Source organism: Pseudomonas viridiflava (assembly GCF_003702045.1).
Taxonomy (GTDB): domain Bacteria; phylum Pseudomonadota; class Gammaproteobacteria; order Pseudomonadales; family Pseudomonadaceae; genus Aquipseudomonas; species Aquipseudomonas viridiflava_C.
Window position 1 is genome coordinate 69,033 of the sequence record NZ_RBTP01000033.1, and the last position, 26,820, is coordinate 95,852.

The 26,820-nt window shown below is 58.5% G+C and carries 27 protein-coding genes; 17 read left to right on the top strand and 10 right to left on the bottom strand.

The window, feature by feature from the left end; all coding sequences use genetic code 11:
• Positions 1-154: 154 nt before the first annotated feature.
• Positions 155-382, top strand: a complete 228-nt coding sequence (locus ALP40_RS11375; protein ID WP_122208374.1) for a YheU family protein — start codon at positions 155-157, stop codon at positions 380-382.
• 3 nt (positions 383-385) lie between these two features.
• Here ALP40_RS11375 and csrA read toward each other — a convergent pair whose 3' ends face one another.
• From csrA to ALP40_RS11390, 3 genes are all read right to left on the bottom strand, one after another.
• Positions 386-583 carry a carbon storage regulator CsrA gene (gene csrA, locus ALP40_RS11380; RefSeq protein WP_122208375.1) on the bottom strand — a complete coding sequence of 66 codons (198 nt, stop codon included), beginning with the start codon at positions 581-583 and terminating at the stop codon, positions 386-388.
• Positions 584-805: 222 nt separating this feature from the next.
• Positions 806-1,618: an SDR family oxidoreductase gene (locus ALP40_RS11385; protein WP_122208376.1), complete on the bottom strand. Its 813-nt coding sequence runs from the start codon at positions 1,616-1,618 to the stop codon at positions 806-808.
• A 103-nt stretch (positions 1,619-1,721) separates the two neighbouring features.
• The gene (locus ALP40_RS11390; RefSeq protein WP_122208377.1) at positions 1,722-2,099 is read right to left on the bottom strand and encodes a DUF2784 domain-containing protein; all 378 of its coding nucleotides are present in this window, start codon (positions 2,097-2,099) and stop codon (positions 1,722-1,724) included.
• 285 nt (positions 2,100-2,384) lie between these two features.
• On the opposite strand from ALP40_RS11390, the gene ALP40_RS11395 reads away from it, so the two are divergent.
• Entirely contained in the window at positions 2,385-2,543 is a 159-nt protein-coding gene (locus ALP40_RS11395) for a DUF3309 family protein (RefSeq protein WP_004879412.1), read from the top strand.
• 96 nt (positions 2,544-2,639) lie between these two features.
• On the opposite strand, the gene ALP40_RS11400 is transcribed toward ALP40_RS11395, so the two are convergent.
• The 3 genes from ALP40_RS11400 to ALP40_RS11410 all read right to left on the bottom strand — a co-directional run bounded on the left by ALP40_RS11400 (position 2,640) and on the right by ALP40_RS11410 (position 5,697).
• Complete coding sequence (locus tag ALP40_RS11400) at positions 2,640-4,298, bottom strand: cation acetate symporter (protein ID WP_122208378.1); 1,659 nt, start codon at positions 4,296-4,298, stop codon at positions 2,640-2,642.
• Complete coding sequence (locus ALP40_RS11405; protein ID WP_004879410.1) at positions 4,295-4,606, bottom strand: DUF485 domain-containing protein; 312 nt, start codon at positions 4,604-4,606, stop codon at positions 4,295-4,297. The genes ALP40_RS11400 and ALP40_RS11405 overlap by 4 nt, the downstream gene beginning before the upstream one ends.
• Positions 4,607-4,842: 236 nt before the next feature.
• Positions 4,843-5,697, bottom strand: coding sequence for a glycine betaine ABC transporter substrate-binding protein (locus ALP40_RS11410; protein WP_122208379.1), 855 nt, complete (start codon positions 5,695-5,697; stop codon positions 4,843-4,845).
• A 1,238-nt stretch (positions 5,698-6,935) separates the two neighbouring features.
• Between ALP40_RS11410 and ALP40_RS11415 the strand changes: the two genes are divergently transcribed.
• The 3 genes from ALP40_RS11415 to ALP40_RS11425 all read left to right on the top strand — a co-directional run bounded on the left by ALP40_RS11415 (position 6,936) and on the right by ALP40_RS11425 (position 10,110).
• Complete coding sequence (locus ALP40_RS11415) at positions 6,936-8,234, top strand: serine/threonine protein kinase (protein ID WP_122208380.1); 1,299 nt, start codon at positions 6,936-6,938, stop codon at positions 8,232-8,234.
• Positions 8,227-9,039, top strand: coding sequence for a VacJ family lipoprotein (locus tag ALP40_RS11420; protein WP_122208381.1), 813 nt, complete (start codon positions 8,227-8,229; stop codon positions 9,037-9,039). Before ALP40_RS11415 ends, ALP40_RS11420 begins: the two co-directional genes overlap by 8 nt.
• Before the next feature lie 216 nt (positions 9,040-9,255).
• On the top strand, positions 9,256-10,110 hold the full coding sequence (locus ALP40_RS11425; RefSeq protein ID WP_122208382.1) for a pirin family protein: 855 nt from the start codon (positions 9,256-9,258) through the stop codon (positions 10,108-10,110).
• A 103-nt stretch (positions 10,111-10,213) separates the two neighbouring features.
• On the opposite strand, the gene ALP40_RS11430 is transcribed toward ALP40_RS11425, so the two are convergent.
• Both ALP40_RS11430 and ALP40_RS11435 read right to left on the bottom strand, forming a co-directional pair.
• Positions 10,214-11,398 (bottom strand): patatin-like phospholipase family protein, encoded by a 1,185-nt coding sequence (locus ALP40_RS11430; protein WP_122208383.1) that lies wholly within the window; start codon positions 11,396-11,398, stop codon positions 10,214-10,216.
• A 32-nt stretch (positions 11,399-11,430) separates the two neighbouring features.
• Complete coding sequence (locus ALP40_RS11435) at positions 11,431-12,363, bottom strand: lipid A biosynthesis lauroyl acyltransferase (protein ID WP_122208384.1); 933 nt, start codon at positions 12,361-12,363, stop codon at positions 11,431-11,433.
• Positions 12,364-12,483: 120 nt separating this feature from the next.
• Here ALP40_RS11435 and minC point away from each other — a divergent pair, with 120 nt between their 5' ends.
• From minC to ALP40_RS11460, 5 genes are all read left to right on the top strand, one after another.
• Positions 12,484-13,224, top strand: a complete 741-nt coding sequence (minC, locus tag ALP40_RS11440) for a septum site-determining protein MinC (RefSeq protein ID WP_122208458.1) — start codon at positions 12,484-12,486, stop codon at positions 13,222-13,224.
• A 231-nt stretch (positions 13,225-13,455) separates the two neighbouring features.
• Complete coding sequence (gene minD / locus ALP40_RS11445; RefSeq protein ID WP_122208385.1) at positions 13,456-14,268, top strand: septum site-determining protein MinD; 813 nt, start codon at positions 13,456-13,458, stop codon at positions 14,266-14,268.
• Entirely contained in the window at positions 14,268-14,522 is a 255-nt protein-coding gene (minE, locus tag ALP40_RS11450) for a cell division topological specificity factor MinE (RefSeq protein ID WP_099229927.1), read from the top strand. The genes minD and minE overlap by 1 nt, the downstream gene beginning before the upstream one ends.
• A gap of 90 nt (positions 14,523-14,612) precedes the next feature.
• Positions 14,613-15,248 (top strand): RluA family pseudouridine synthase, encoded by a 636-nt coding sequence (locus ALP40_RS11455; protein WP_122208386.1) that lies wholly within the window; start codon positions 14,613-14,615, stop codon positions 15,246-15,248.
• 361 nt (positions 15,249-15,609) lie between these two features.
• The gene (locus ALP40_RS11460) at positions 15,610-16,899 is read left to right on the top strand and encodes a M18 family aminopeptidase (protein WP_122208387.1); all 1,290 of its coding nucleotides are present in this window, start codon (positions 15,610-15,612) and stop codon (positions 16,897-16,899) included.
• Positions 16,900-16,952: 53 nt separating this feature from the next.
• Here ALP40_RS11460 and ALP40_RS11465 read toward each other — a convergent pair whose 3' ends face one another.
• Positions 16,953-17,672, bottom strand: a complete 720-nt coding sequence (locus ALP40_RS11465; RefSeq protein ID WP_122208388.1) for a UTRA domain-containing protein — start codon at positions 17,670-17,672, stop codon at positions 16,953-16,955.
• Positions 17,673-18,027: 355 nt separating this feature from the next.
• On the opposite strand from ALP40_RS11465, the gene ALP40_RS11470 reads away from it, so the two are divergent.
• The 6 genes from ALP40_RS11470 to ALP40_RS11495 all read left to right on the top strand — a co-directional run bounded on the left by ALP40_RS11470 (position 18,028) and on the right by ALP40_RS11495 (position 23,295).
• Complete coding sequence (locus tag ALP40_RS11470; protein ID WP_122208389.1) at positions 18,028-19,095, top strand: ABC transporter substrate-binding protein; 1,068 nt, start codon at positions 18,028-18,030, stop codon at positions 19,093-19,095.
• Positions 19,096-19,193: 98 nt separating this feature from the next.
• Positions 19,194-20,000, top strand: a complete 807-nt coding sequence (locus ALP40_RS11475; RefSeq protein WP_122208390.1) for an alkaline phosphatase family protein — start codon at positions 19,194-19,196, stop codon at positions 19,998-20,000.
• On the top strand, positions 19,997-20,839 hold the full coding sequence (locus tag ALP40_RS11480) for an ABC transporter permease subunit (protein WP_122208391.1): 843 nt from the start codon (positions 19,997-19,999) through the stop codon (positions 20,837-20,839). The genes ALP40_RS11475 and ALP40_RS11480 overlap by 4 nt, the downstream gene beginning before the upstream one ends.
• The gene (locus ALP40_RS11485) at positions 20,826-21,623 is read left to right on the top strand and encodes an ABC transporter permease (RefSeq protein ID WP_122208392.1); all 798 of its coding nucleotides are present in this window, start codon (positions 20,826-20,828) and stop codon (positions 21,621-21,623) included. The genes ALP40_RS11480 and ALP40_RS11485 overlap by 14 nt, the downstream gene beginning before the upstream one ends.
• A gap of 1 nt (position 21,624) precedes the next feature.
• Positions 21,625-22,614, top strand: coding sequence for an ABC transporter ATP-binding protein (locus ALP40_RS11490; protein WP_122208393.1), 990 nt, complete (start codon positions 21,625-21,627; stop codon positions 22,612-22,614).
• A 27-nt stretch (positions 22,615-22,641) separates the two neighbouring features.
• Positions 22,642-23,295: an HAD family phosphatase gene (locus ALP40_RS11495; protein ID WP_122208394.1), complete on the top strand. Its 654-nt coding sequence runs from the start codon at positions 22,642-22,644 to the stop codon at positions 23,293-23,295.
• 244 nt (positions 23,296-23,539) lie between these two features.
• Here ALP40_RS11495 and ALP40_RS11500 read toward each other — a convergent pair whose 3' ends face one another.
• Positions 23,540-24,502 (bottom strand): NAD(P)H-quinone oxidoreductase, encoded by a 963-nt coding sequence (locus ALP40_RS11500; protein ID WP_122208395.1) that lies wholly within the window; start codon positions 24,500-24,502, stop codon positions 23,540-23,542.
• Between the two features lie 137 nt (positions 24,503-24,639).
• Between ALP40_RS11500 and ALP40_RS11505 the strand changes: the two genes are divergently transcribed.
• Complete coding sequence (locus tag ALP40_RS11505; RefSeq protein WP_183136032.1) at positions 24,640-26,721, top strand: carboxy terminal-processing peptidase; 2,082 nt, start codon at positions 24,640-24,642, stop codon at positions 26,719-26,721.
• The last annotated feature ends 99 nt before the right edge of the window (positions 26,722-26,820 follow it).

Consider the following 26,820-nt stretch of genomic DNA (forward strand, 5'->3'; position numbering starts at 1 on the left):
CGTCGGCGAGCTGCTTCCCACCGTTGATGAGCCGCTGCAAAACATGCATATGACGCGCAGCGCTGGGCATCGAAACGATCGGGTTCCGGCCCTCTACATTGCGACACACGCTGTCACCGCACTATCATCGTGGGCAATCGACCCGAGAACCGCCATGCTCATCCCTTACGACCAGCTTGAACCCGACACCCTGACCCGCCTGATCGAGGACTTCGTCACGCGCGAGGGCACCGACAATGGCGACGACACGCCGCTGCAGACGCGCGTTCTGCGCGTACGGCATGCATTGACCAAAGGGCAGGCCGTGATCTTTTTCGACCTGGAAAGCCAGCAATGCCAGTTGATGCTCAAGCATGACGTGCCCAAGGAATTCTTCGATTGAAGCTCAGGCAGCGGGCGATCCCGGCTGCTGCTCCGCGAGCTTGTTGGCGATACGCCGATACACTTCGGCACGGTGAATCTTGATGTCTTTGGGCGCATCGATTCCCAGCCGGACCTGATTGCCGTTCACACTCAGGATATGAACGGTGATGTCATCACCGATTGAAAAGGTTTCACCAATTTCCCGCGTCAGTACCAGCATGTGTCGACTCTCTTGTTGTTACAAAAGAATCAGGGTGCAGCCACGCGTGGAGGGCTTCAATACGGTGATAGCAAATCAGTAACGCCCTTCAATTGCTTCGGATTGCGCCGACAGACAAGTCCTACTTCAAGTCAAAAAGGGTAGGAAAATTCGCTCTAAAAGGCCTGAATTGACGGCACTGAAAGCCGCGTCAACCCAGACCCGTTCATGTGACGCTGAGCGTCAGTTGGGCTGTCGAGCCTTGGCGCGCATTTTCCCGCACATGACAGTCATCTCATCGTACATTGCCTGCGGATGCTTGCGCTTCAATTCCCAGGCCGCCCTGCCCTCGTCGTGGGGCAGGATCATGAATTCGCCTTTACCGACCTCTTCGAAAATATGGTCAGCGATATCACTGGCCGTGATCGGGGATTTTTCCAGCAGTCTGCCGATCTGCGCTTTCATTGCGGGCGTGGGTCCGCGAAAGGAATCCAGCAGGTTGGTCTGGAAGAATGACGGGCAGACGACATGCACACTCACCTCCTGATCACGCAACTCCACCAGCAGGCTTTCGGACAGCGCCACCACACCTGCCTTGGCCACGTTGTAATTGCTCATGGCTGGCGCCTGCATCAGCGCGGCCATCGAGGCGATGTTGATGATCTTCCCTTTGCTGACTTGCAACAAGGGCAGGAAGGCCTTGCAGCCTTTGACCACGCCCATCAGATTGATCGCGATCTGCCAGTCCCAGTCTTCCAGCGATAGCTCGTTGAAGAACCCGCCTGAGGCGACGCCCGCGTTGTTGACGATGATATCGATACCGCCAAAACGCTCCTCACAGGCTTGAGCGAATGCGGTGAGCTGGCTGTAGTCGCGCACATCGCACCGCTGCACGAAACCGTCACCGCCCGCTTCGCGCACCTTGGCGAGCGTTTCCTGCAAACCGGCGTCGTTCACGTCCGACAATGCCAGACGCCAGCCCTCGCGCGCCCAGCGCACTGCAATTTCACGGCCCAGACCCGAACCGGCGCCAGTAATCATGATGCGGTTTTGCATAACGGAATGCCTTGTGATGTGCAGGAATAGACCGAGTGTAATCACAGGCGGGGCCGCGCATCCTCAACATCAAGACGCTGAATGCCTGGAGCAAACCCAAGGCCTATGCGCGTTTCAACCTGCGCACCCCGCGAACCAGCAACACGGCGTAGATTGACCCATTGACCAGCACAACGATGCTGCCCAGCCAGAGCTGAATCTGCGGCGTAAGCCCTGACGGGTAGATCAGTGCAATGAGGTAGTGCTCGATAAATCCCCCGTCGTACCCCTGCTCGCCCGCACGATTGCGCAAAGCGTTTTCCAGCGGTGTGAGTGGGCAATACAGATGCAGAAATTCGACCAGTGCGCCCCATACCATCGCAGGCACATGCATCAGGGCCATCCAAGGCCTGGTCAAAACCAGTAAACCGCCCAGCAGAACGAAAACGATGAACAGAAAATGAAACAGGACTACGGCATCGGCAGCCACTCGGTAAATCATTCATATCCTCCAGGCTTCTCCGTACGGAGCGAGCTAACAGTGCACCGTTAGTTCAATCTTTTTTAATACTTTGTTGAGTGCTAACACCGTTGAAACGCCTCCAATAAAAAAATACAACCGCTTGATTCTTATAGATTTATAAAATTGTAAGAATTTATTCGAACATGATCGAACCTTTCCTGAACCGCCAGAGTCGGATGTTTCAAGCAGCTAAAACCCGTGGCCTTAGAGCCAGGATATTAGCGGCAGACATTCTAATTGGAATTACAAGAAGGAACTCACGTCATGGGCATCGGCACTATTCTTATCATCGTTCTGATTCTGCTGCTGGTCGGCGGTCTGCCGGTCTTCCCGCACTCGCGCAGTTGGGGCTACGGTCCGTCGGGCGTGATCGGTACGATCCTGGTGATCCTGCTGATTCTGGTGCTGCTGGGCAGAATATAACCCGGCTGCCCGCCAGAGCCCCGCTGTTACAAGCGGGGCTTTTTATTGCGCAAAAAAAAGCAGCCCAAAGGCTGCTTTTTTCATGATGCCTACCGCTTAGTGTGACACCGCACCGCTGGCACCCAGGCCAGTCTGCGAGCGTACGAACTGCGGGAAGAACAAGGCGCGCTCGCCCTCTGCCGCTTTCGACTTGTCGGTGATGGAGAAGAACCAGATGCCCACGAATGCAATGGCGATGGAGAACAACGCCGGGTATTCGTAAGGGAAGATGGCTTTAGGGTTGTGCAGAATCTGCACCCAGATGGTCGGACCCAGCACCATCAGCACGACCGCACTGATCAGCCCCATCCAGCCGCCGATCATGGCGCCACGGGTGGTCAGGTTCTTCCAGTACATGGAGAGCAGCAGGATCGGGAAGTTGCAGCTCGCGGCAACCGAGAATGCCAGGCCAACCATGAACGCAATGTTCTGGCTTTCGAAGGCGATGCCCAACAGGATCGCCACGACCGCCAGCGCGATGGTGGTGATCTTCGAGATGCGAATCTCATCCTTCTCGTTGGCTTTGCCAGCCTTGATCACACTGGCGTACAGGTCATGAGACACCGCCGAAGCACCGGCCAGGGTCAGACCGGCAACCACCGCCAGGATGGTGGCAAACGCAACCGCCGAGATAAAGCCCAGGAACAGACTGCCGCCTACTGCGTCGGCGAGGTGAACCGCCGCCATGTTGTTACCGCCCAACAGCGCACCTGCCGCGTCCTTGAACATCGGGTTGGTGCTGACCAGCAGGATCGCGCCAAAGCCGATGATGAAGGTCAGGATGTAGAAGTAGCCGATGAAACCGGTCGCGTAGAGTACCGACTTGCGGGCTTCCTTGGCATCGCTCACGGTGAAGAAGCGCATCAGGATGTGAGGCAGACCAGCCGTACCAAACATCAGCGCCAGGCCGAGCGAGAACGCCGAGATCGGATCCTTCACCAGACCGCCAGGGCTCATGATCGCTTCACCTTTAGGGTGAACCTTGATCGCTTCGGAGAACAGTACGTTGAAGTCGAAGTTGACGTGCTTCATGACCATCAGCGCCATGAACGACGCACCGGACAGCAGCATCACCGCCTTGATGATCTGCACCCAGGTGGTGGCCAGCATGCCGCCGAACAGCACATACAGGCACATCAGGATACCGACCAGCACCACGGCCACGGTGTAGTCCAGACCGAACAGCAGCTGAATCAGCTTGCCGGCACCGACCATCTGAGCAATCAGGTAGAACGCAACCACGACCAGCGAACCGCAGGCCGACAGGGTACGGATCTCTTTTTGCTTGAGGCGATAGGACGCAACGTCGGCAAAGGTGTACTTGCCCAGGTTACGCAGGCGCTCGGCGATCAGGAACAGAATGATCGGCCAGCCCACCAGGAAGCCGATCGAGTAGATCAGGCCGTCGTAGCCGGAGGTGTACACCAGCGCGGAAATACCCAGAAAGGACGCCGCAGACATGTAGTCGCCTGCGATGGCCAGACCGTTCTGAAAACCGGTGATCTTGCCACCCGCCGAGTAGTAGTCCGATGCTGTCTTGTTTTTCTTCGAGGCCCAGTACGTGATGTAGAGCGTAAAGCCCACAAAGGCGAGGAACATCACGATCGCCGAGACGTTCAGGGGTTGTTTCTGTACCGCCCCGGTCAGGGCATCTGCCGCCATGAGGGCCGGCGCACAGACGGAGAGGCCGAGGGCCAGTGAAAGACGACGGATCATTGCTGAGCCTCCTTGAGAATCGCATTGTTCAGGTCGTCGAATTCACCGTTGGCACGGCGCACGTAGATGGCCGTCAGGACGAATGCCGAGACAATCAGGCCAACCCCGATGGGCATTCCCCAGGTAATGGAAGAGGTCGCGCTCAGTTTGGCACCCAGGATATGTGGACCGTACGCAATCATCAGGATGAATGCGGCATAGAGCCCAAGCATGATCGCCGAGAGAATCCAGGCGAAACGCTCTCTTTTTGAAACCAGCTCCTTGAATCGCGGGCTGTTTTGAATCGAGAGGTAAATGCTGTCGTTCATTGTTTTTGTCCTCGCAGCACAGATGAGATGTCACGTATTCCACTTTAGTCAGGTCCGGCTCGCACTCCAGACGACCTTAGTATTAGAACGACATTAGTTGTAGATTCGCGGCTCTGCCCGATATTGCGCAGCGTCACAGCGTGCGCACAGCGAAAACATGAACCCAAGACACACAAAAGGCCGTCTGGCGGTAACACCAGACGGCCTTGAAAGGTTTGAAACAGACGCTTCAGCGGTTATTTTGCCGTCCAGGCAGCAACGCGATCAGGGTGCTTGGCGACCCAGTCCTTGGCAGCCGCTTCGGGCTTGGCACCGTCCTGAATGGCCAACATGACCTCGCCGATTTCATCTTTCGACGCCCACTGGAATTTTTTCAGGAAGGCCACGACGTCAGGTGCCTTTTTCTCAAGGCCCAGACTTGCGACGTTATCGACGGTTTCAGCAGCGCCGTAGACGCCTTTCGGGTCTTCCAGGAAACGCAGTTTCCATTTGGCGAACATCCAGTGCGGCACCCAGCCGGTCACGGCAATGGACTCATTGCGCTTTTCAGCCCGGGTCAGCTCGGCAATCATGCCTGCACCCGAACTGGCCTGCAGTTTGTAGCCATCCAGACCGTAATCCTTAATGGCCTGATCGGTCTTGATCATCACCCCCGACCCGGCGTCGATACCGGTGATCTTTTTCTTGAAAGAATCATCGGTCTTGAGGTCGGCGATGGTCTTGGCTTTCACGTATTCCGGTACGATCAGGCCGATCTTGGCGTCCTTGAAGTTAGGGCCGTAGTTGACCACCTGATCCTTGTACTTGGCGTAGTACTCACCGTGCGTGCCGGGCAGCCAGGCGGACAACATCATGTCCAGCTTGTCGCTGGCCACGGCCTGCCACATGATCCCGGCCGCGACGGACTGCAATTTGACGTCATAGCCCAGCTTCTGCTTGAGCACTTCGGATGCCACAAACGTGGTGGCCACACTGTCGGACCAACCTTCTACGTAGCCAATGGTCAGCGTCTTGGTTTCAGCAAGGGCCAGCGTGGAACTGACAGCCAGTACCAGAGCGGCACCCGCCCCCAGGATTTTTCGCATCTTCATCGTCACTTCCCCAGCAAGTCCTGCGCCGACGGCTGTCGGGCACGGTTAACGTTGTTTTCCAGACCACCTGCACGCCCGTTTCCGGGGCAGGCCATGATCTGCACGCTTTGATCGTTCGTGCGCGCATCGACACGCACAGCAACGCCACGCTGATCATCAACCTGCGCGTTAATCGAACATGATCTGCCTGCGACACCGGGACAGCGGGAAACGACATCACCCAGCCATCAGCGACACCCCCTGCGTGAACAGGTCGTTATTTCGTCTGTCTTTTGCATGTCGGGACTGACACGCGTTGCGCTGGGTCAGCCTTTGTATTCACGGAGGGGCCTGGACGGAACTCAGAACCGTGCCCGGCTTTGGCGCACGCTACGCACACCTTAGGATGTGTTACCGCGACCTCACTTGGGATTCCGCATTCGGGTAACACGGAAACATTACCGAAAGATTTCCAGGCCTGATGAAGTCTTAAAAATTCTCAAGCCATTGTTTTTAAAGGATTTTAAAAAGTTGGCACAGCTCCTGCTATCTCTCTGGCACAACAAAAACAAGAAATGTGCAGCATCCCAATAAGAACAAGACGTAACGGCTCTGACATAACAAGAACAACACGGACAGAGACGCAGCTAACAGATTTTTTTGGAGTGGATCAGCTTTACAGGGACCTCGCCTACTGAGGCCCCACAATCGGACAGAGAACAATAAAACTACCTGAAGGTAGCTCCAGAACCGGTTGGACCACGACGTTGTGCAGACAGGTGGTCAAAGTGAATCAGCGCTCAAAAAAATACGTTTGCTCTTGACCCCGGATGGGGGTCGCCCTGAAACGCGGTTAAAGCAACGCGGCAAAAGCGAGGTCGCCAATAACAACAACAGGCCTCGCCATAACAATAAGAAGAGCATGCGACACACATTAAAAGGAGAGCCCCGGCTCTCCTTTGTGCTGTCTGGTGTTCGGGTTTTATTTTTCGCCACGCCGAATCTTTTTCACCAAACACCCCTCAAACACGGTTCCTGACATGCCGACCGACTCTCTGGGAAGGGGCAATTGCGCGCTTGAAGCCCGCAAAATCACATCATGTAGAAAAAAACGCACAGATCTGCATTGCAAAATCCACAGACCGTGTATTGTTCCGTCAGGTTTACAAGGTTTGCACCCGCAATGCGGCACTTTGGCATCATGTCAGTGGTCATAGCGTGCAGACCTCATCAGCACTTCTTTCCCAAGGGATTTAGTCATGCTCCGTTTTCTGCGCTTCGCTACCGTTATCGGTGGCCTGTGTTTAAGTGCGTCCGCTCTGGCGACGAATGTCGACCCTGCCACTTATGGCTACCCGCTGACTAATCCGTTCGAAGCGACCATTGCCACCACACCTCCTGACCTGCGTCCCGACCTGCCCGACGACGAAGACATCGATCAGGACATCTACACGCTCAACCTGCACCCCGAGCGCGAATTCACCCTGCCCGACAATTTCTGGGCCGTGAAGAAGCTGCACTATCGCCTCGCCAAGCAGGATCACGCCGCCCCGCTGATCTTTCTGATTGCAGGCACTGGCGCACCCTATAACAGCACCATCAACGAATTCCTGAAAAAACTGTATTACGGCGCGGGTTACCACGTCGTCCAGTTGTCGTCGCCCACCAGCTACGACTTCATGAGTTCGGCTTCGCGCTTTGCGACTCCTGGCATCTCCAAGGATGACGCAGAAGACCTGTACCGCGTGATGCAAGCCATCCGCGCACAGCAGGCGCAACTTCCAGTGACAGAGTATTACCTGACCGGCTACAGCCTGGGCGCGCTCAACGCCGCGTTCGTCAGCCAACTGGATGAAACCCGTCGCAGCTTCAACTTCAAGAAAGTGTTGTTGCTCAATCCGCCGGTCAACCTCTACACCTCGATCAGCAACCTCGACAAACTGGTACAGACCAACGTCAAGGGCATCAACAACACCACCACGTTCTACGAACTGGTACTGGCCAAGTTGACGCGTTACTTCCGCCAGAAAGGCTACATCGACCTGAACGATGCCTTGCTGTTCGACTTCCAGCAGTCCAAACAGCACCTGACCAATGAACAGATGGCGATGCTGATCGGCACCTCGTTTCGCTTCTCGTCGGCCGACATTGCGTTCACGTCCGACCTGATCAACCGTCGTGGCCTGATCACGCCGCCGAAATTCCCGATCACTGAAGGCACCAGCCTGACGCCGTTTCTCAAGCGTGCCTTGCAGTGTGATTTCGATTGCTACCTGACCGAACAGGTCATTCCGATGTGGCGCGCACGCACCGACGGCGGCAGCCTGCTGCAACTGGTCGATCAGGTCAGCCTGTATGCGCTCAAGGATTACCTGCACAGCAGCAGCAAGATTTCAGTCATGCACAACGCAGACGACGTGATCCTGGGCTCCGGTGATCTGGGCTTTCTGCGCAAGACTTTCGGCGATCGCCTGACCGTTTATCCGTACGGTGGCCATTGCGGCAACATCAATTACCGCGTCAACAGCGACGCCATGCTGGAGTTTTTCCGTGGCTAAACGTCTTTTACTCCTTGCCGCCCTGCTTTGTGCCGGTACTGCCCATGCGGCTGACGCGGACATCACCAACAAGGCCGAACACCCCGCGACCGTGGCTCGCCAGACCGACGCCGATGGCTTCACTCAGCCGTTGAAATCACTGCAATTCAACCCCGGCCTCGATCAACGCGAATTCGAACGAGCGTCCATCAACGCCCTTGAAGTGTTCGATCCGCTGGAATCGTGGAACCGTCGGGTTTATCACTTCAACTACCGTTTCGACGAATGGGTATTCCTGCCCGTCGTGAACGGCTATCGCTATGTCACACCCGGCTTCGTACGCAGTGGCGTGAGCAACTTTTTCAGCAACCTGGGCGATGTGCCTAACCTGCTGAACAGCCTGCTGCAGTTCAAAGGCCAACGTTCGATGGAAACCACCGGGCGCCTGCTGCTCAACACCACCATCGGCATTGCCGGTCTGTGGGACCCGGCCACCATGATGGGCTTGCCTCGTCAGAGCGAAGACTTTGGTCAGACGCTGGGCTTCTACGGCGTGCCGGCAGGGCCTTACCTGGTGCTGCCGCTGCTCGGCCCTTCCAACCTGCGTGACACCGGTGGCCTGGTGTTCGACTTCGCCGCCGAAATGCAGATCAACTTCCTCAACGTGGCCGACGTCAGCAGCGATCACCCCGAGATCATGCTGCTGCGGGCTATCGACAGGCGCTACGTGACCAGCTTCCGCTACGGGCAACTGAATTCACCGTTCGAGTACGAGAAGGTGCGTTACGTCTACACCGAGTCGCGCAAGCTTCAAATCGCCGAATAAGCGAGCTGCACACCAAAACGGCCAGCCCGAGTGATCGGGCTGGCCGTTTTTTGTTGGTCGCGACTCGCCGTGGAATATAACAAGGGCGTAGTGAGAACCCCTGCCGCAACGCCAACATCTATAAAATCGATAGGTTCGACCTAGTATTCAAATTCACTGATCAAAATAACAGGCATACCATAGACTCATTGTGACTCAATGAGGAGTGTCTTTTTAATGGCTCAATTTCGTAAAGTGCTGTCGATTCAGGCGGGTCAGCCTACGTCCGACGGCGCTGGCGTGCGCCTGACACGTGTGTTCGGCGGTCAGGGGGTGGAGCAGTTCGACCCGTTTCTGATGCTCGACGAATTCGGTTCGGACAAGCCGGACGATTACATCGCAGGCTTTCCGCCGCACCCGCATCGTGGTTTTGAAACCGTGACCTACATGCTCGAAGGCCGCATGCGCCACGAAGACCATATGGGCAATGTGGGCTTGTTGCAGGGCGGCGGCGTGCAGTGGATGACGGCCGCACGCGGCATCATTCACAGCGAGATGCCCGAGCAGGAAGAAGGCGTGATGCGCGGCTTTCAGCTGTGGCTCAACCTGCCAGGCAAAAACAAACTGGCCGATGCCAGCTATCAAGACATTCAGCCGGAAAACATCCCGCGTCTGACCACTCGGGATGGTGTGGACGTGGTTGTGATCGCCGGTCAGTTCGACGATGGCGATGCACAACGGATCGGCGCCGTAGAGCGTCCCGATACCGAGCCGTTGTATTTCGACTTCCATATGCCAGCTGGCAGCCACGTCAGCCCGCGCATCCCTCAAGGCCATCGCGCCTTGCTATATGTGTATGAAGGCAGCCTTGAAGTGGAGGGTTGCGCGCAGACCATCGCCAGCAGCCACATGGTGAGGCTGAGCGATGAAGGCGATCTTCGGATCGCCAGCGCAAACGGCGCACGCGTGTTGCTGATCGCGGGCAAACCGCTGCGTGAACCCATCGTGCAGTACGGCCCGTTCGTGATGAATACCCGAGAGGAAATCGAACAGGCACTTCGTGATTTTCGGGATGATCGCCTGACCGCGTGAATGAAAGGCTGCGGTTTCATGGCACATGCCGCCTCTCACGGCCCTATGCTCCCGGTGAGACACGGCGGTGTCAGCGATGGGCTTGCTTTGCGAGCCCCCCTCCCTAAGGCAACCCCAGAAACCGCTTCAACTCCGCGCCCTGGGCAATCGCATCGTGCCGCCCCAGTTCGATCAGCTCGCTGCAATAGCCTGATTCGAACAGCAGGTAGCTCAGCACACTGGCCCCGCTGGTCTTGGTGGCTCCCGGACCGCGCAGAAAGGTGCGCAGTGCAGGCGGCAGCTCGCGGCGGTGGCGGGCGGCGATCTCGTCCAGCGGCTGACTCGGGGAAATGACCAGCACGTCCACCGGCGCCAATCCTGGCTGGGACCGCGACTGCTCGTCCGGTAACAGCGCGCTGGCCATGTTCAAGCGCTCAAGCAGTTCAATGTCGCTCTCCAGGTTGTCGATGAAAGTGCTGTTGAGCATGTGGCCGCTGATCTGCGCCAGGCTGGGCTGGGCTCCAGTGGCAGGACGAGCCACCGGTTTTTTGGGTTGCAGACCCCGTGGATTGCCACTCACCCCGACCACCAACACGCGATTGGCGCCCAAGTGCAGCGCGGGGCTGATCGGCGCCGACTGACGCACGGCCCCATCACCGAAATACTCATCCTCAAGCTTGATCGGCGCGAACAGCAGTGGAATGGCAGAGCTGGCCAGCAGATGCTCCACCGACAGCTGAGTGGGCTTGCCTATACGCCGGTGACGCAGCCACGGCTCGATGGTGCCACGCCCCTGATAGAACGTGACCGCTTGCCCTGATTCGTACCCGAACGCCGTCACCGCGACCGCACGCAAGTGATGCGCTTCGATGGCAGCATCGATCCCGCTCAGGTCCAGCCGCTCGGTCAACAGATCGCGCAAGGGCGAGCTATTGAGCAGCGCGACGGGAATATTGCGGCCAAGCCCGGTCATGCTGCGCCCGAAGAACCGCCCGGCCTGACGAATGACGCCCGGCCAGTCGCTGCGCAGCACTTGGTGACTGCGGAAAGACTGCCAGAACTCGGTCAACTGATGGATGGCGATCCGAAAGTGCAGCGCGCCGCTGGCCAGCTTCACGGCATTGATCGCGCCTGCCGACGTACCGACGATAACGGGAAAAGGATTGGGAGAGCCCGGTGGCAGCAGGTCGGCAATCCCTGCCAGAACCCCCACCTGATAAGCAGCGCGGGCACCGCCGCCTGAAAGAATGAGCCCGGTGACGGGCTCGACATCGTGTGAAACAGGAGTCGCTACGGCGGATTCTGGCATCTACAACTGACCTCGGTGATCAACGACGCTTTTTATTTATGCTTCCTGTATAGCTTCGGTTCACCGGCGGGTCGACTTTTGAAGCGCCGATGGGCCCAAAGATATTGCGACGGGCACTGCGTGATGGCACGTTCTACCCATTGATTGATCCGCAGGCAATCCGCTTCGTCGCTCTCGCCCGGAAAGTGTTGCATTGGCGGATGGATCACCAGCCGATAGCCGCTGCCGTCCGCCAGACGCTGCTGGGTAAACGGTACCACCTGAGCGCGGCCCAGCTTGGCGAACTTGCTGGTCGCCGTCACAGTCGCCGCCTGGATGCCAAACAGCGGCACGAACACGCTCTGCTTGGCGCCGTAGTCCTGATCCGGCGCATACCAGATCGCCCGCCCGGCGCGCAGCAGCTTGAGCATGCCGCGCACGTCTTCACGCTCCACAGCCAGCGAGTCGAGGTTATGACGCTCGCGACCGCGCCGCTGGACGAAGTCGAACAGCGCGTTACGGTGTTCGCGGTACATGCCGTCAATGGTGTGTTGCTGACCGAGCAACGCCGCACCGATTTCCAGTGTCGTGAAATGCAGGGCCATCAAAATCACGCCCTCACCCTTCTGTTGGGCGTTCTGCAAATGCTCCAGGCCTTCGATGTGGGCCAGCTTTGCCAGCCGTTGTTTCGTCCACCACCAACTCATGGCCATTTCAAAGAAAGCGATGCCGGTCGAGGCGAAGTTTTCCTTGAGCAATCGCTTGCGCTCGGCAGCGGACAGGTGCGGGAAACACAGCTCCAGATTGCGCGAGGCAATATATTTTCGATCAGTGGCGACCCTGTACATGACCGCGCCCAAGAGCCGACCGATGACCAGCAGCACGCGAAACGGCAGTTGCACGATCAGCCACAGAAGCCCCAGCCCCAGCCATAGCGGCCAGAAACGAGGGTGAAGGAAACGGGCGTTAAAGCGCGGGCGATCCATTTGGGCTTCCGTCAGAACAAAGGCCGCGCATTCTACATCGGTTCGACCGGCTTGCGGCCTGCGGGCGTTCTCGTTATAAGTCTCGGCACTTTTAGCGACAAGCTGTTGTGTAAGCCGACCATGAGCCAGATTGAATCGCAAAACCAAGAACCTGTATTCCAGCTCAAGGGCAGCATGCTTGCCATCACGGTGATGGAGCTGGCCCGGACCAATCTTGAAGCGCTTGACCGGCAGTTGGCGGCAAAAGTCGCACAGGCGCCCAATTTCTTCAGCAACACCCCGCTGATCCTGGCACTGGACAAACTTGCGCCCAACGAAGGCTCGGTAGACCTGCCGGGTCTGGTGCGCATCTGCCGCCAACACGGTTTGCGAACCCTGGCGATCCGCGCCAACCGCATCGAAGACATTGCAGCGGCCATCGCCGTCGACCTGCCGGTGCTGCCGCCGTCCGGCGCCCGTGAACGCGTGCTGGACCCTGTCGAAGCCGAAGCACCAAAAAAGATTTCCGACAAACCGCCCGAGCCGACCATCAAACCGACCCGCGTGATCACTGCGCCAGTGCGCGGCGGACAGCAGATTTACGCCCAAGGTGGCGATCTGGTGGTCGTGGCCCCGGTCAGTCCGGGTGCGGAACTTCTTGCCGATGGAAACATCCATGTGTACGGCCCAATGCGCGGCAGAGCGTTGGCAGGCATCAAGGGCGACACCAAGGCACGCATTTTCTGCCAGCAACTGAGCGCTGAGCTGATTTCCATCGCCGGGCAATACAAGGTCTCCGAAGACCTGCGCAGGGACCCACTCTGGGGCTCGCCGGTCCAGGTCAGCCTGTCAGGCGATGTGTTGAACATCATTCGGCTTTAACGGATACTGCCGCAATTTTCAAAGCATCTCTGATTCGTCGCGAAAACGTAGCAAAGGTTGTAGGAAATCCTGAGCAGCTCTGCTTCTCAGCCGGTATTTGACTCGAAAGTGGTAGCGTGGAGCTCTCTTTCCAGGATCAGGCCACAAGATTTCCATAATTCTTCGACTAACGCCGCGTCAAGGGATGCTCTTCAGGGACCTAAAGTCCTTTTCCTCTAGGGGTGATTCACCTTGGCCAAGATTCTCGTTGTTACATCCGGCAAGGGTGGTGTGGGCAAGACCACCACCAGCGCCGCTATCGGTACAGGCCTCGCACTGCGCGGCCACAAGACTGTCATCGTCGACTTCGACGTCGGCCTGCGTAACCTCGACCTGATCATGGGTTGTGAACGTCGCGTCGTGTACGATTTCGTCAACGTGGTCAATGGCGAGGCCAATCTGCAGCAGGCCTTGATCAAGGACAAGAAGATCGAAGGGCTGTTCGTACTAGCAGCCAGCCAGACCCGTGACAAGGAAGCCCTGACCAAGGAAGGCGTCGAAAGAGTCCTGATGGAACTCAAGGAATCGTTCGAATTCATCGTCTGCGATTCACCTGCAGGCATTGAAACCGGCGCGCACCTGGCGATGTACTTCGCCGACGAAGCCATCGTCGTGACCAACCCTGAAGTCTCGTCGGTACGCGACTCTGATCGTATGCTGGGCCTGTTGGCCAGCAAATCCCGTCGCGCCGAAAATGGCGAAGACCCGATCAAGGAACACCTGCTGTTGACCCGCTACAACCCTGAGCGTGTCAGCAAGGGCGAAATGCTCGGCGTTGAAGACGTCAAGGAAATCCTGGCGGTTACGCTGCTGGGTGTCATTCCCGAGTCGCAAGCGGTACTCAAAGCCTCGAACCAGGGCGTGCCAGTGATCCTCGATGACCAGAGCGATGCAGGCCAGGCTTACAGCGATGCCGTTGACCGTCTACTGGGCAAAACTGTTGAACACCGGTTCCTGGATTTGAAGAAGAAAGGATTGTTTGAACGCCTGTTCGGGAGCAATTAATGAACATTTTTGACTTCTTTCGTGACCGCAAAAAAGAAACTACGGCCTCGGTAGCGAAAGAGCGTCTGCAGATCATCGTTGCGCACGAACGTGGCCAACGGAGTACACCCGACTACCTTCCTGCCTTGCAGAAAGAACTGGTGGAAGTGATCCGTAAATACGTCAATATCGAGTCCGATCAGGTGCAGGTCGCTCTGGAAAACCAGGGCAGCTGTTCGATTCTGGAACTCAATATCACTCTGCCAGATCGCTGATCAGGCAGTCGCTTGCAGCGGTATCGGCGCCCTCACCGTGAGGCAGCGCCTTTACCGCTGTTGGCGTTTCTCGCGTTTCGAGGCCGTTGCATGCCGTTGTCGAACATCCGAATCATTCATCAGGACGCTGCCGTTCTGGTGATCGATAAGCCTACCTTGCTGCTCTCCGTTCCTGGTCGTGCCGACGACAACAAGGACTGCCTGATCACCCGCCTGCAGGAAAACGGCTACCCCGAAGCCCGCATTGTCCATCGTCTGGACTGGGAAACCTCGGGCATCATTTTGCTGGCTCGCGATGCCGACACTCATCGCGAACTGTCGCGTCAGTTTCATGACCGCGAAACCGAAAAGGCCTACACCGCGTTGTGCTGGGGCCAGCCCGCGCTGGACAGCGGCAGTATCGATCTGCCATTGCGTTACGACCCGCCCACCAAACCGCGTCACGTGGTGGACCACGAGGCAGGCAAACATGCACTGACCTTCTGGAAGATCCTCGAACGCTACGACACGCATTGCCGGGTCGAACTGACGCCGATCACCGGCCGCTCTCATCAGTTGCGCGTACACATGCTGTCCATCGGGCATCCCCTGCTGGGCGACGGGCTGTACGCCCATCCCGAGGCGCTGGCGGCCTATCCGCGCCTGTGTCTGCACGCCAGCATGCTGAGCTTCACGCATCCCGTAAGCGGTGAGCGATTGACCTTCAAGTGCCCTGCTCCGTTTTGACGGCAACGACCGTAGAAACGCGCCTGCCTGTCAAACACTGGGTTTCCTGAATTAAGCACGGTTTTTGTGGGAGGCTTCATCACGCCTTCGACGTGGCGCTGTAGCGCCGCAAACATGGCCAGTCGTGGGCGCGGACCTGTCCGCGAATGCTGCATTTCAGCCGCTGAACATTCATCGGCTGCCCCCTCTTCGCGGACAAGTCCGCTCCCATAAAAACCGCTTTCATTCAGGAATTTAGGCGTTGCTTGATAAGAGACGCCTTGCCGCGATTTTGTATGACTGCCAACGATAGCGGTGCTTCCCACATACAGAGTTCACGGCCAATGCGGTAAACTCGCGGCATTGCTGTCTGGAGCTATTTATGCGCGAAGAGTTGAATAAAGGCCTGATCGATTTCCTCAAGGCCTCTCCTACACCGTTCCATGCCACCGCCACCCTTGTGCAACACCTCGAAGCAGCGGGTTTCCAGCGTCTGGACGAGCGCGACACCTGGTTCATCGAAACCGGTGGCCGCTATTACGTCACGCGCAATGACTCCTCCATCGTCGCCTTTCGCATGGGCCGCCAGTCGCCACTGACCGGCGGTATCCGCATGGTCGGCGCGCACACCGACAGCCCTTGCCTGCGAGTCAAGCCGCAACCCGAGCTGCAACGCCAGGGTTTCTGGCAGTTGGGCGTCGAGGTGTACGGCGGCGCACTGTTGGCCCCCTGGTTCGACCGCGACCTGTCGCTGGCCGGTCGGGTCACCTTCCGCCGTGACGGCAAGGTCGAGAGTCAGTTGATCGACTTCAAGCTGCCGATCGCGATCATTCCCAACCTGGCGATCCACTTGAACCGCACCGCCAACGAAGGCTGGGCGATCAATGCCCAGAACGAGCTGCCGCCGATCCTGGCCCAAGTGGCCGGTGACGAACGTGCCGACTTCCGCGCCCTGCTGACCGATCAACTGGCCCGCGAGCACGGCCTGAACGCCGACGTGGTGCTGGATTACGAGTTGAGCTTCTACGACACCCAAAGTGCTGCGGTGGTCGGCCTGAATGGCGATTTCCTGGCCGGTGCGCGCCTGGACAACCTGCTGTCCTGCTTCGCCGGGCTGCAAGCGCTGCTCAACAGCGACAGCGACGAAACAGCGCTGCTGGTGTGCACCGATCACGAAGAAGTCGGCTCGACTTCGGCCTGCGGTGCGGACAGTGCGATGCTGGAGCAGATCGTTCAGCGCCTGCTGCCGAGCAGCGAAGACTACGTGCGCACCGTCCAGAAATCGCTGCTGATTTCGGCTGACAACGCCCACGGCATTCACCCCAACTACGCTGAGAAACACGACGCCAACCACGGACCGAAGCTCAATGCAGGCCCGGTGATCAAGGTCAACAGCAACCAGCGTTACGCCACCAACAGCGAAACCGCAGGGTTCTTCCGTCATCTGTGCATGGCCGAAGAAGTGCCGGTGCAGAGTTTCGTGGTGCGCAGCGACATGGCCTGCGGTTCGACCATCGGGCCGATCACTGCCAGTCATCTGGGCATCCGCACCGTCGACATCGGCTTGCCGACGTTTGCCATGCACTCGATTCGCGAGCTGGCGGGCAGTCACGATCTGGCACATCTGGTCAAGGTACTCACCGCGTTTTACGAGAGCCACGAGTTGCCGTAACGCCCGGCATGACGTTCGCGGGTTACAAACGGCCCGCGAACGCTCGGTTTGCCTCAGATGTCCTGCACCATCGCGCTCACGTGAATCGCATCGTGACGCCAGTACTCAAGATCACAATCGATCAGACGGCCTCGCTGATCGTAATTGATCCGGGCAATGCGCAAGCCAGGGCTGCCTGTCGAAACCTTCAAGGCCGCTGCCGCTTCGGCATGCAGAGCGGTCGGCACCATCTCGAAACGAACCTGCCCGTAGCGAAGGTCATACTGCCTGGCGTACAGCTCGGTCAGTGACTGCTCCATATCGAAATCCAGAATCCGCGGAAAGAATTCCGGTTTCAGATAATGCTCGACGTACAGCACCAGCCGCTGGTCGATGCGCCGTGCGCGGCATATCTGAATCACACTGGACAACGCAGGCAACTCAAGCATTTCGCAGATGGTTGCCGACGCAGGCTGCAAGCGGGCCGACAACACCTGCGTCTGCGCAATTCGCCCCTGTGCCGAAACCATTGCGTGGAAGTGACTACGACGAATCAGGTCATAAGCCAGGCGCGGCGGTGAAATGAACCAGCCGCGGCGCTCCTCGCGGTACACCAACCCCTGTGCTTCGAGCTGCACGAGGGCCTCGCGCAAGGTAATGCGCGTGGTATCGAACACCTCGCTGAGCTTGCGCTCGGCAGGCAGCTTGCTGCCAGGTGTCAACAAGCCATGCTCGATCTGCTCCTGCAAGGCGTTGCAGATGGTTGTTACCGCTCGTGGCACATCGTCGCGCATTGGCTACCTGTCTGGACTAGACCAGCCCTGTCATGGGGCACGCTTTTACCCCTGTCGTCGTCATCAATCGTGTTTTAGCAAGCCTAGGCCGGGTCTGTGACCGTCCTGTGACACTGCGCTTCATGATCCATGCCAACCGACGCGCAAACAGCCCTCAAGCCCTTGAACGGCAAGCCTTTGAGTCTGGTCTACGCTTAGCGCCAGGCACTGCCCAAATGCAGGCAATGTGGAATCAACCGTGTTGCCCGACACGAAAATGTCATGCAACAGGCCTAACTTGGCTCAGGTATTGCTGATCTAGACCACATCATCCGCAACGAACACTTCAGCTAAAGAAGTGCACTAGGAGCTTCGAATGAAACATTTTTTGTTGGCATCACTCCTCGGCTCGGCCATCGCCATGAGCGCGTCCGTTATGGCTGCGGACACGGACCTTAAGACACTCGAAGCCGCAGCCAAGGCTGAAGGCGCCATCAACAGCCTCGGCATGCCGGATGACTGGGCGAACTGGGGCGGCATCTGGACCGATCTGGAAGCCAAGTACGGTCTTAAACACACCGACACCGACATGAGCTCGGCGCAGGAAGTGGCCAAGTTCGATGCGGAAAAAGACAACGCCAGCGGCGACATCGGTGACGTCGGCGCAGCCTTCGGTCCCATCGCCGTTGCCAAGGGCGTCACTCAGCCCTACAAGCCAAGCACCTGGGCGCAGATTCCAGACTGGGCCAAGGACACGGACGGTCACTGGGCACTGGCCTACACCGGCACCATCGCGTTCATCGTGAACAAGAATCTGCTGCACGGATCTGAAATCCCGAAAACCTGGGCCGACCTGAAAACCGGTAAATACAAGGTGTCCATCGGTGACGTAAGCTCGGCGGCTCAGGCCTCCAACGGCGTGCTGGCTGCTGCCTTCGCCATGAAAGGCGACGAAAAGAATATCGAGCCCGGCCTGCAACTGTTCACTGAACTGGCCAAACAAAAACGTCTGTCGCTGGCCAACCCAACCATTCAGACCATCGAAAAGGGTGAAGTCGAAGTGGGTGTGGTCTGGGACTTCAATGGCCTGAACTATCGCGCCAAGATGACCAAACCCGATGATTACGTGGTGCTGATCCCATCGGACGGCTCGGTCATCTCCGGCTACACCACCATCATCAACAAATACGCCAAGCACCCGAACGCGGCCAAACTGGCGCGCGAATATGTCTTCAGCGACGCGGGCCAGATTCAGTTGGCCAAAGGCAACGCACGCCCGATTCGTGCCGAGCACGTCACCTTGCCGGAAGACGTGAAAGCCAAGCTGCTGCCCAACGAGCAGTACAAAAACGTGACGCCGATCAAGGACGCCGAAGCCTGGGAAAGAACCTCCAAGTCGCTGCCTCAGAAGTGGAACGAGCAGGTCATCATCGAGATGAACTGATCCGCCACGCGACTCACGGATGAGGTCGCACCTCACAGCCGGGCGAGCCCCCTCGCCCGCGCCTGATTCCGACTTACCTTCGTGCAAGCGAGTCGCCCATGAAACACAACGTCATTCTTGTCGTGCTCGACGGCCTCAACCATGAAGTGGCTCGCGATGCGATGGGCCATCTTCAGGCCTGGCACGCCGCCGGACGCGCAGCGCTGTACAAGCTGGAATGCGAGCTTCCAGCGCTGTCGCGCCCCCTGTACGAATGCATTCTGACCGGCGTCGCGCCCATCGACAGTGGCATCGTGCACAACAACGTTTCGCGCCTGTCTCGTGAACGCAGCGTGTTTCATTACGCCCGCGATGCCGGATTGAGCACGGCCGCCGCCGCCTACCACTGGTTCAGTGAGTTGTACAACCGAACGCCGTTCAACGCCGCCCGCGACCGTCATACCGACGCGCCGGAACTGCCGATCCAGCATGGGCTGTTCTACTGGGCCGATCACTACCCCGACTCGCACCTGTTCGCCGACGCTGAAAGCCTGCGCTTGAAACACGCGCCGAACTTTCTGTTGATTCACCCCATGAACATCGACGACGCCGGGCACAAGCACGGCCTCGACACCCCGCAATACCGCAACAGCGCACGCAGCGCCGACATCATCCTGGCTGATTACCTGCAGGGCTGGCTGGATGCGGGCTATCAGGTGTTGGTCACCGCCGACCACGGCATGAACAACGACCGCTCGCACAATGGCCTGCTGCCTGAGGAACGCGAAGTGCCCTTGTTCGTGCTGGGCGATGCGTTCAGCCTCGACCCTGACGCCAGACCGCGCCAGACCGACCTGTGCGGCACCCTCTGCGAACTGCTCGGCGTGCCCCACGACAAACCCGTGTGCCGGGAGATCCTCAATTGACCACCTTTACCCGCGGCAAATGGCTGGCGCTGTTGTGCCTGGTGCCGTTCGCACTGTTCTTCATCGTGTTCCAAATCGCTCCGCTGTTCTGGGTGGCAATCCACAGTGTGCAGAGCGACAGCGGTTGGGGCCTGGAGAACTTCAGCAAGGCCTTCAATTCACGTTTCTATCGTCAGGCTATGCAGTTCAGCCTGGAGATCAGTTTCTGGTCGAGCCTGTTCGGGATTCTGATTTCCATCCTGGGGGCGTATTCGCTGCGCAAGGTGGATTCGCGGCTGCGGGATTTCGTCAATTCGTTCGCCAACATGACCAGCAACTTCGCCGGCGTGCCGCTGGCGTTCGCGTTCATCATCCTGCTGGGCTTCAATGGCGCGCTGACCCTGATTCTGAAAGACGCGGGCATCATCGATGACTTCAATCTGTACTCCAAGACCGGGCTGATCATCCTCTACACCTACTTCCAGATTCCCCTCGGCGTTCTGCTGCTGTACCCGGCGTTCGATGCCGTGCGCGAGGACTGGAATGAGTCCGCTGCGCTGCTGGGTGCCAGTAGCTTCCAGTTCTGGCGCTACATCGGTATCCCGGTGTTGACGCCTGCGCTGCTGGGCACGTTCGTCATTCTGTTGGCCAATGCGCTGGGCGCGTACGCCACGGTCTACGCGCTGACCACCGGCAACTTCAACGTTCTGCCGATCCGAATCGCCGCGATGGTGGCTGGCGACATCACACTCGATCCGAACATGGCCAGTGCGCTGGCAATGATTCTGGTAGGGCTCATGACCCTGGTGACCGTGATCCATCAGTGGCTGTTGAAAAGGAGCTACCATGTCGCGCGTTGAAAAAGGACCTGCCGGCCTCTACCACAAGACCGTGGTGTGCCTGCTGTTCCTGACCCTGCTGCTGCCCTTGGCCGGCACCTTTGTGTATTCGATATCGACGAGTTGGTCGGCAACTATTCTGCCCAGCGGCCTGACTTTCAAGTGGTACGTGGCGCTGTGGAGCGACCCGCGTTTTCTGGCGGCATTCGGTCAGTCGCTGCTGGTCTGTGTGGGGGCCCTGATCCTGTCGGTGGTACTGATTCTGCCGCTGCTGTTCGTGGTTCATTATCACTTCCCCCGCCTCGACGGGCTGATGAACATCCTGATCCTGTTGCCTTTCGCCGTGCCGCCTGTGGTGTCGTCGGTGGGGCTGCTGCAGCTCTATGGCTCAGGTCCGATGGCGATGGTCGGTACACCGTGGATTCTGATCGGCTGTTACTTCACAGTCGCGCTGCCGTTCATGTACCGCGCCATCACCAACAACCTGCAAGCCATCAACCTGACCGACCTGATGGACAGCGCCCAACTGTTGGGTGCCAGCACCTGGCAGGCCGCGTTCCTGGTGGTGCTGCCGAACCTGCGCAAGGGCCTGATGATTGCCTTGCTGCTGTCGTTCTCGTTCCTGTTCGGCGAGTTCGTGTTCGCCAACCTGCTGGTCGGCACGCGTTACGAAACCCTGCAGGTCTACCTCAACAACATGCGCAACAGCAGTGGCCACTTCAACAGCGCACTGGTGATTTCCTACTTCCTCTTCGTGCTGGTGCTGACCTGGGCCGCCAATCGACTGAACAAGGACAAAGACTGAGATGAGTTTTGTCAGCATTGAAAACCTGCAGAAGAGCTACGCCAGCACGGCGGTGTTCAGCGACATCAACTGCACCATCGATAAGGGCGAATTCGTCACCCTGCTCGGCCCCTCCGGTTGTGGCAAATCCACCCTGCTGCGCTGCATCGCGGGCCTGACCTCGGTCAACAGCGGCAGCATTGTGCTCGACGGTCAGGACCTGGTGCCGCTGACGCCGCAGAAGCGCAACATCGGCATGGTGTTCCAGAGCTACGCGCTGTTTCCCAACATGACGGTGGAGCAGAACGTCGCCTTTGGCCTGCGCATGCAGAAGGTCGGCCCGGACGAAAGTCAGAAACGCGTGGCCGAGATTCTCAAGCTGGTCGAGTTGCAGGACTACGCCAAACGCTATCCTCACCAGATGTCCGGCGGCCAGTGCCAGCGCGTCGCCCTGGCCCGCTCGCTGGTCACCCGCCCACGCCTGTTGCTGCTGGATGAACCGCTGTCGGCACTGGATGCACGAATTCGCAAACACCTGCGCGAGCAGATCCGGGCGATCCAGCGCGAGCTGGGCCTGACCACCATCTTCGTGACTCACGATCAGGAAGAAGCGCTGACCCTGTCGGACCGTATCTTCCTGATGAACCAGGGCCGTATCGTGCAGAGCGGCGATGCCGAAACGCTGTATACCGCGCCAGTGGATGTGTTCGCCGCCGGTTTCATCGGCAACTACAACCTGCTGGATGCCGACGACGCCAGCCGCCTGATGCAACGCCCTATCAGCGGCCGCATCGCCATTCGCCCGGAATCCATCCAACTGAGCCTGACCGGCGAACTGGAAGGCGAAGTACGCAGTCACAGCCTGCTGGGCAACGTCATTCGCTACCGCGTGCAGGCGCGCGGTGTGGAATTGGTGGTCGACGTACTCAACCGCAGCGCGGATGATCTGCACCCTGACGGCCGCCGAGTGACGTTGAATATCGAGCCTTCCGCGCTGTGCCCGGTGGCTTGACCAACACATGATCTAAGGATGTACGCAATGGCTTTAGCAATTTTCGACCTGGACGAAACCCTGATCGGCGGCGACTGCGCCACCCTGTGGAGCGAGCAGATGGGCCGCCTCGGCTGGGTCGATCCGGTGTCGTTCATGCAGCGCAACGACGAGCTGATGGCCGCCTACAGCGCCGGTGAACTGGCGATGGAAGACTACATGGCATTCAGCCTTGAGCCGATGGCCGGTCGTACACCGGAAGAAATTGATCACCTGGTCGGTCCGTGGGTGGAAGACGTGATCGAGCCGATCATCTACAGCGACGCCTGCACGTGCATCGCCCAGCACCGCGCCAAGGGTGACCGGATTCTGGTGATCTCTGCATCGGGCGTGCACTTGGTCAAGCCGATTGCCGAGCGTCTGGGCATCGACGAAGTGCTGGGTATTGAACTGGATGTGCAACACGGCGTTTACAGCGGCGGCACGGTGGGCGTGATGACCTATCGCGAAGGCAAGATCACCCGCCTGATGGACTGGCTGGATGCCGAAGGGGAAAACCTGGAGGGGGCGAGTTTCTATTCCGACTCGCGTAACGATCTGCCGTTGCTGCTCAAGGTCGATCACCCCAATGTGGTTAATCCTGATCCGGTGCTGCTCGAACATGCGCAAAAAGCCGGATGGCCGGTGCACAGCTGGACCTGAAGCATTCAGCCAGCACGTAGCCCACTGAATTAATGTCGGTTCGCGGCGGGAGCTCTCGCCGCGTCTTCGATGCAGATAGAAGAATCGTGGGAGCGAGCTTGCTCGCGAAAGGGCTATTCCATCCACAAAGATAAGGTACGCGCAGCACAGCCTTCGCGAGCAAGCTCTCTCCCACACAGTCTGCACCGTTCAGTGTCTACTGCGAGAGCGGCCTGGAACGCGCGGCCCGCAAAGGCCGCGGTCATCATTTCAGACTTTCGTCGATCACCAGCACGATCTTGCCGGACACCTGATTGGTCGCCAGTTCTTCGAACGCAGCGTCCGCGTCGTCGATGGCAAAGGTTTTGGACAGTTGCGGCTTCAAGCGACCTTCGGTGAACAGCGGCCAGACAAACTGACCCAGATCACGCAGCAAATCGGCCTTGAACGTTTCGTCGCGACTGCGCAGGGTCGAACCCATCAGATGGATACGCTTGCCCAGCACGTGGGCCAGATCCACCTGTGCATCGCGACCGCCCATCGTGCCGATCAACACCCAGCGGCTGTCCAGTCCGAGCAGTTTGACGTTCAACTCGGCGTAATTGCCGCCGACCGGATCGAGGATAACGTCGAACGGTGCGAAATCGCTCAGAGCCTCCAGACTTTCGCTGCGCACCACGCCGCCCTGGGCACCCAGTTCGACGCAATACGCCAGGCGCTCGGCAGAGCCGACGCTGACCCAGACCGGGCTGCCGAACGCTTTGCAAAGCTGAATACCGGCTGAACCAACGCCACTTGCCCCCGCGTGCAGCAGCACTTTTTCCCCAGGTTTCAGGCCCGCAAGCTGAAACAGGTTCAGCCAGGCCGTCGCGTACACCTCAGGAATGGCAGCAGCCTCATGCAGCGACAGGCCTTCCGGCACCGGCAACACATGACGCGCATCGACCACCACTTCTTCGGCCATCGCCCCGCCTGCCAGCAGCGCGCAGACACGGTCTCCAACCAGCCAGGACGTGCCCGGACCGACTTCGGCAATGACTCCGGAGCACTCCAGACCCAGGACGCTGGTGACGCCCGGCGGCGGCGGATATTTGCCCGCGCGCTGCAACAGATCGGCCCGATTCAAACCCGCCGCAGCGACTTTGATGCGAACCTGCCCCACATCGAGAGCCGGACTTGGCTCTTCGACCCATTCCACATGTCCTTCCACGCCTTGCAATGCCTTCACGGTGCCTCCATAGTGAGTCCAGACTGAGCCCGTGGCTGTTTGCCCGGGCTTTTGCATTATGCGGCCGGGTTCAAAGGAACCGGCGACCTCAAAGACGGCCTAATATGCGTTATCAATTGTCCTCGCGTCGAATCAGCATGAAGCAACTATTCCCTAGTACCGCCCTCGCACTGTTTGTCGGCCTGAGCGTTTTGCCGATGTCAGCCAGCACCTTTGCCGCCAACAGCTGGGATAATCTTCAGCCGGACCGCGACGAAGTGGTTGCCAGCCTCAACGTGGTTGAGCTGCTCAAGCGACATCACTACAGCAAGCCGCCATTGGACGACAAGCGTTCAGCGATCATCTACCAGAGCTACATCAAGCAACTGGATCCGTCGCGCAGCTACTTCATGGCAAGCGACATTGCCGAATTCGACAAATGGCAGTTTCAGTTCGACGACTTCCTTAAGAGCGGTGACCTGAACCCAGGGTTCACTATTTACAAACGCTATCTGGACCGCATCAAGGCGCGTCTGGACTTTGCGCTTGCAGAATTGGCCAAAGGCGTCGACAAGATTGACCTGAACGCCAAGGAAACCCTGCTGGTGGACCGCAAGGACGCCGCATGGCCCAAGGACACCGCCGAGCTCGACGAGCTGTGGCGCAAACGCATCAAGGATGAGGTTCTGCGCCTGAAGATCGCAGGCAAGGACCCGGCCAAGATTCAGGAAACCCTGACCAAGCGTTACAAGAATCAGCTTGCACGGGTGGGCCAGACCCGCGCCGAAGATATTTTCCAGGCGTACATCAACACCTTCGCCATGTCGTACGATCCGCACACCAACTACCTGTCACCGGACAGCGCGGAGAACTTCGACATCAACATGAGCCTGTCGCTGGAAGGCATCGGCGCCGTGTTGCAGAGCGACAACGACAACGTGAAGATCGTGCGTCTGGTGCCGGCAGGTCCTGCGGCCAAGACCAAACAGGTCGCTCCGGCCGACAAGATTGTCGCGGTCGCCCAGGGCGACAAGGAAATGGTCGACGTTATCGGCTGGCGCCTGGACGAAGTGGTCAAGCTGATCCGTGGTCCGAAAGGCTCGGTGGTTCGCCTGGAAATCATTCCGGCCAGCAACGCACCGAACGACCAGACCACCAAGATCGTGGCCATCACTCGCGAAGCGGTGAAGCTTGAGGAACAGGCTGCCAAGAAGTCGATCCTGCACATCAAGCAGGATGGCAAGGATTACAAGCTGGGCGTCATCGACATCCCGGCCTTTTACCTGGACTTCAAGGCCTACCGTGCTGGCGATCCCGAGTACAAAAGCACGACCCGTGATGTGAAGAAACTGCTGACCGAACTGCAGGCCGAGAAGGTCGATGGCGTGGTGCTGGACCTTCGCAATAACGGTGGCGGCTCGCTTCAGGAAGCCACCGAGCTGACCAGCCTGTTCATCGATCGCGGCCCAACCGTGCTGGTGCGCAACGCGGACGGCAAGGTCGATGTGCTTGAAGACGAAGCCAAGGGTGCCTTCTACAAAGGCCCGATGGCGCTGCTGGTGAACCGCCTGTCCGCCTCGGCATCGGAAATTTTCGCTGGCGCCATGCAGGATTACCACCGTGCGCTGGTCATCGGCGGTCAAACCTTCGGCAAAGGCACCGTGCAGACCATTCAACCGCTCAATCATGGCGAGTTGAAACTGACCCTGGCCAAGTTCTACCGGGTTTCCGGCCAGAGCACCCAGCATCAGGGCGTCGTACCGGACATCACCTACCCGTCGCTGATCGATACCAAAGAAATCGGCGAGAGCGCCCTGCCCGAGGCCATGCCGTGGGACAGCATCAAACCGGCGATCAAGCCGGCCATCGATCCGTTCAAGCCGTTCCTGGCCCAATTGCAGGCACGCCATGACGTGCGTTCTGCCAAGGATGCCGAGTTCGTGTTCATCGAGGATCGTTTGGCGCTGGCCAAGAAGCTCATGAACGAGAAGACCGTCAGCCTCAACGAAGCCGACCGTCGCGCCGAACATGCGTCCATAGAAGGCAAGCAGCTTGCGCTGGAAAACACTCGTCGCAAGGCCAAGGGTGAAGAACCGCTCAAGGAACTGAAGAAAGAGGACGAAGACGCGCTGCCGGTGGAAGACGAGAAGACCAAGCCGGAAGACGATGCGTACCTGTCTGAAACTGGTCGCATTCTGATCGACTACCTCGGCCTGAGTGCTTCGGTTGCAAAGAAATAAGCGGCACGTGACGCTTGATGGCCAATTAGCAGCAACGGTCATCAAACAGTCATGAAGCTGTCGTGAAATGACGGGCTGAACGCCAATGCGTTCAGCCCT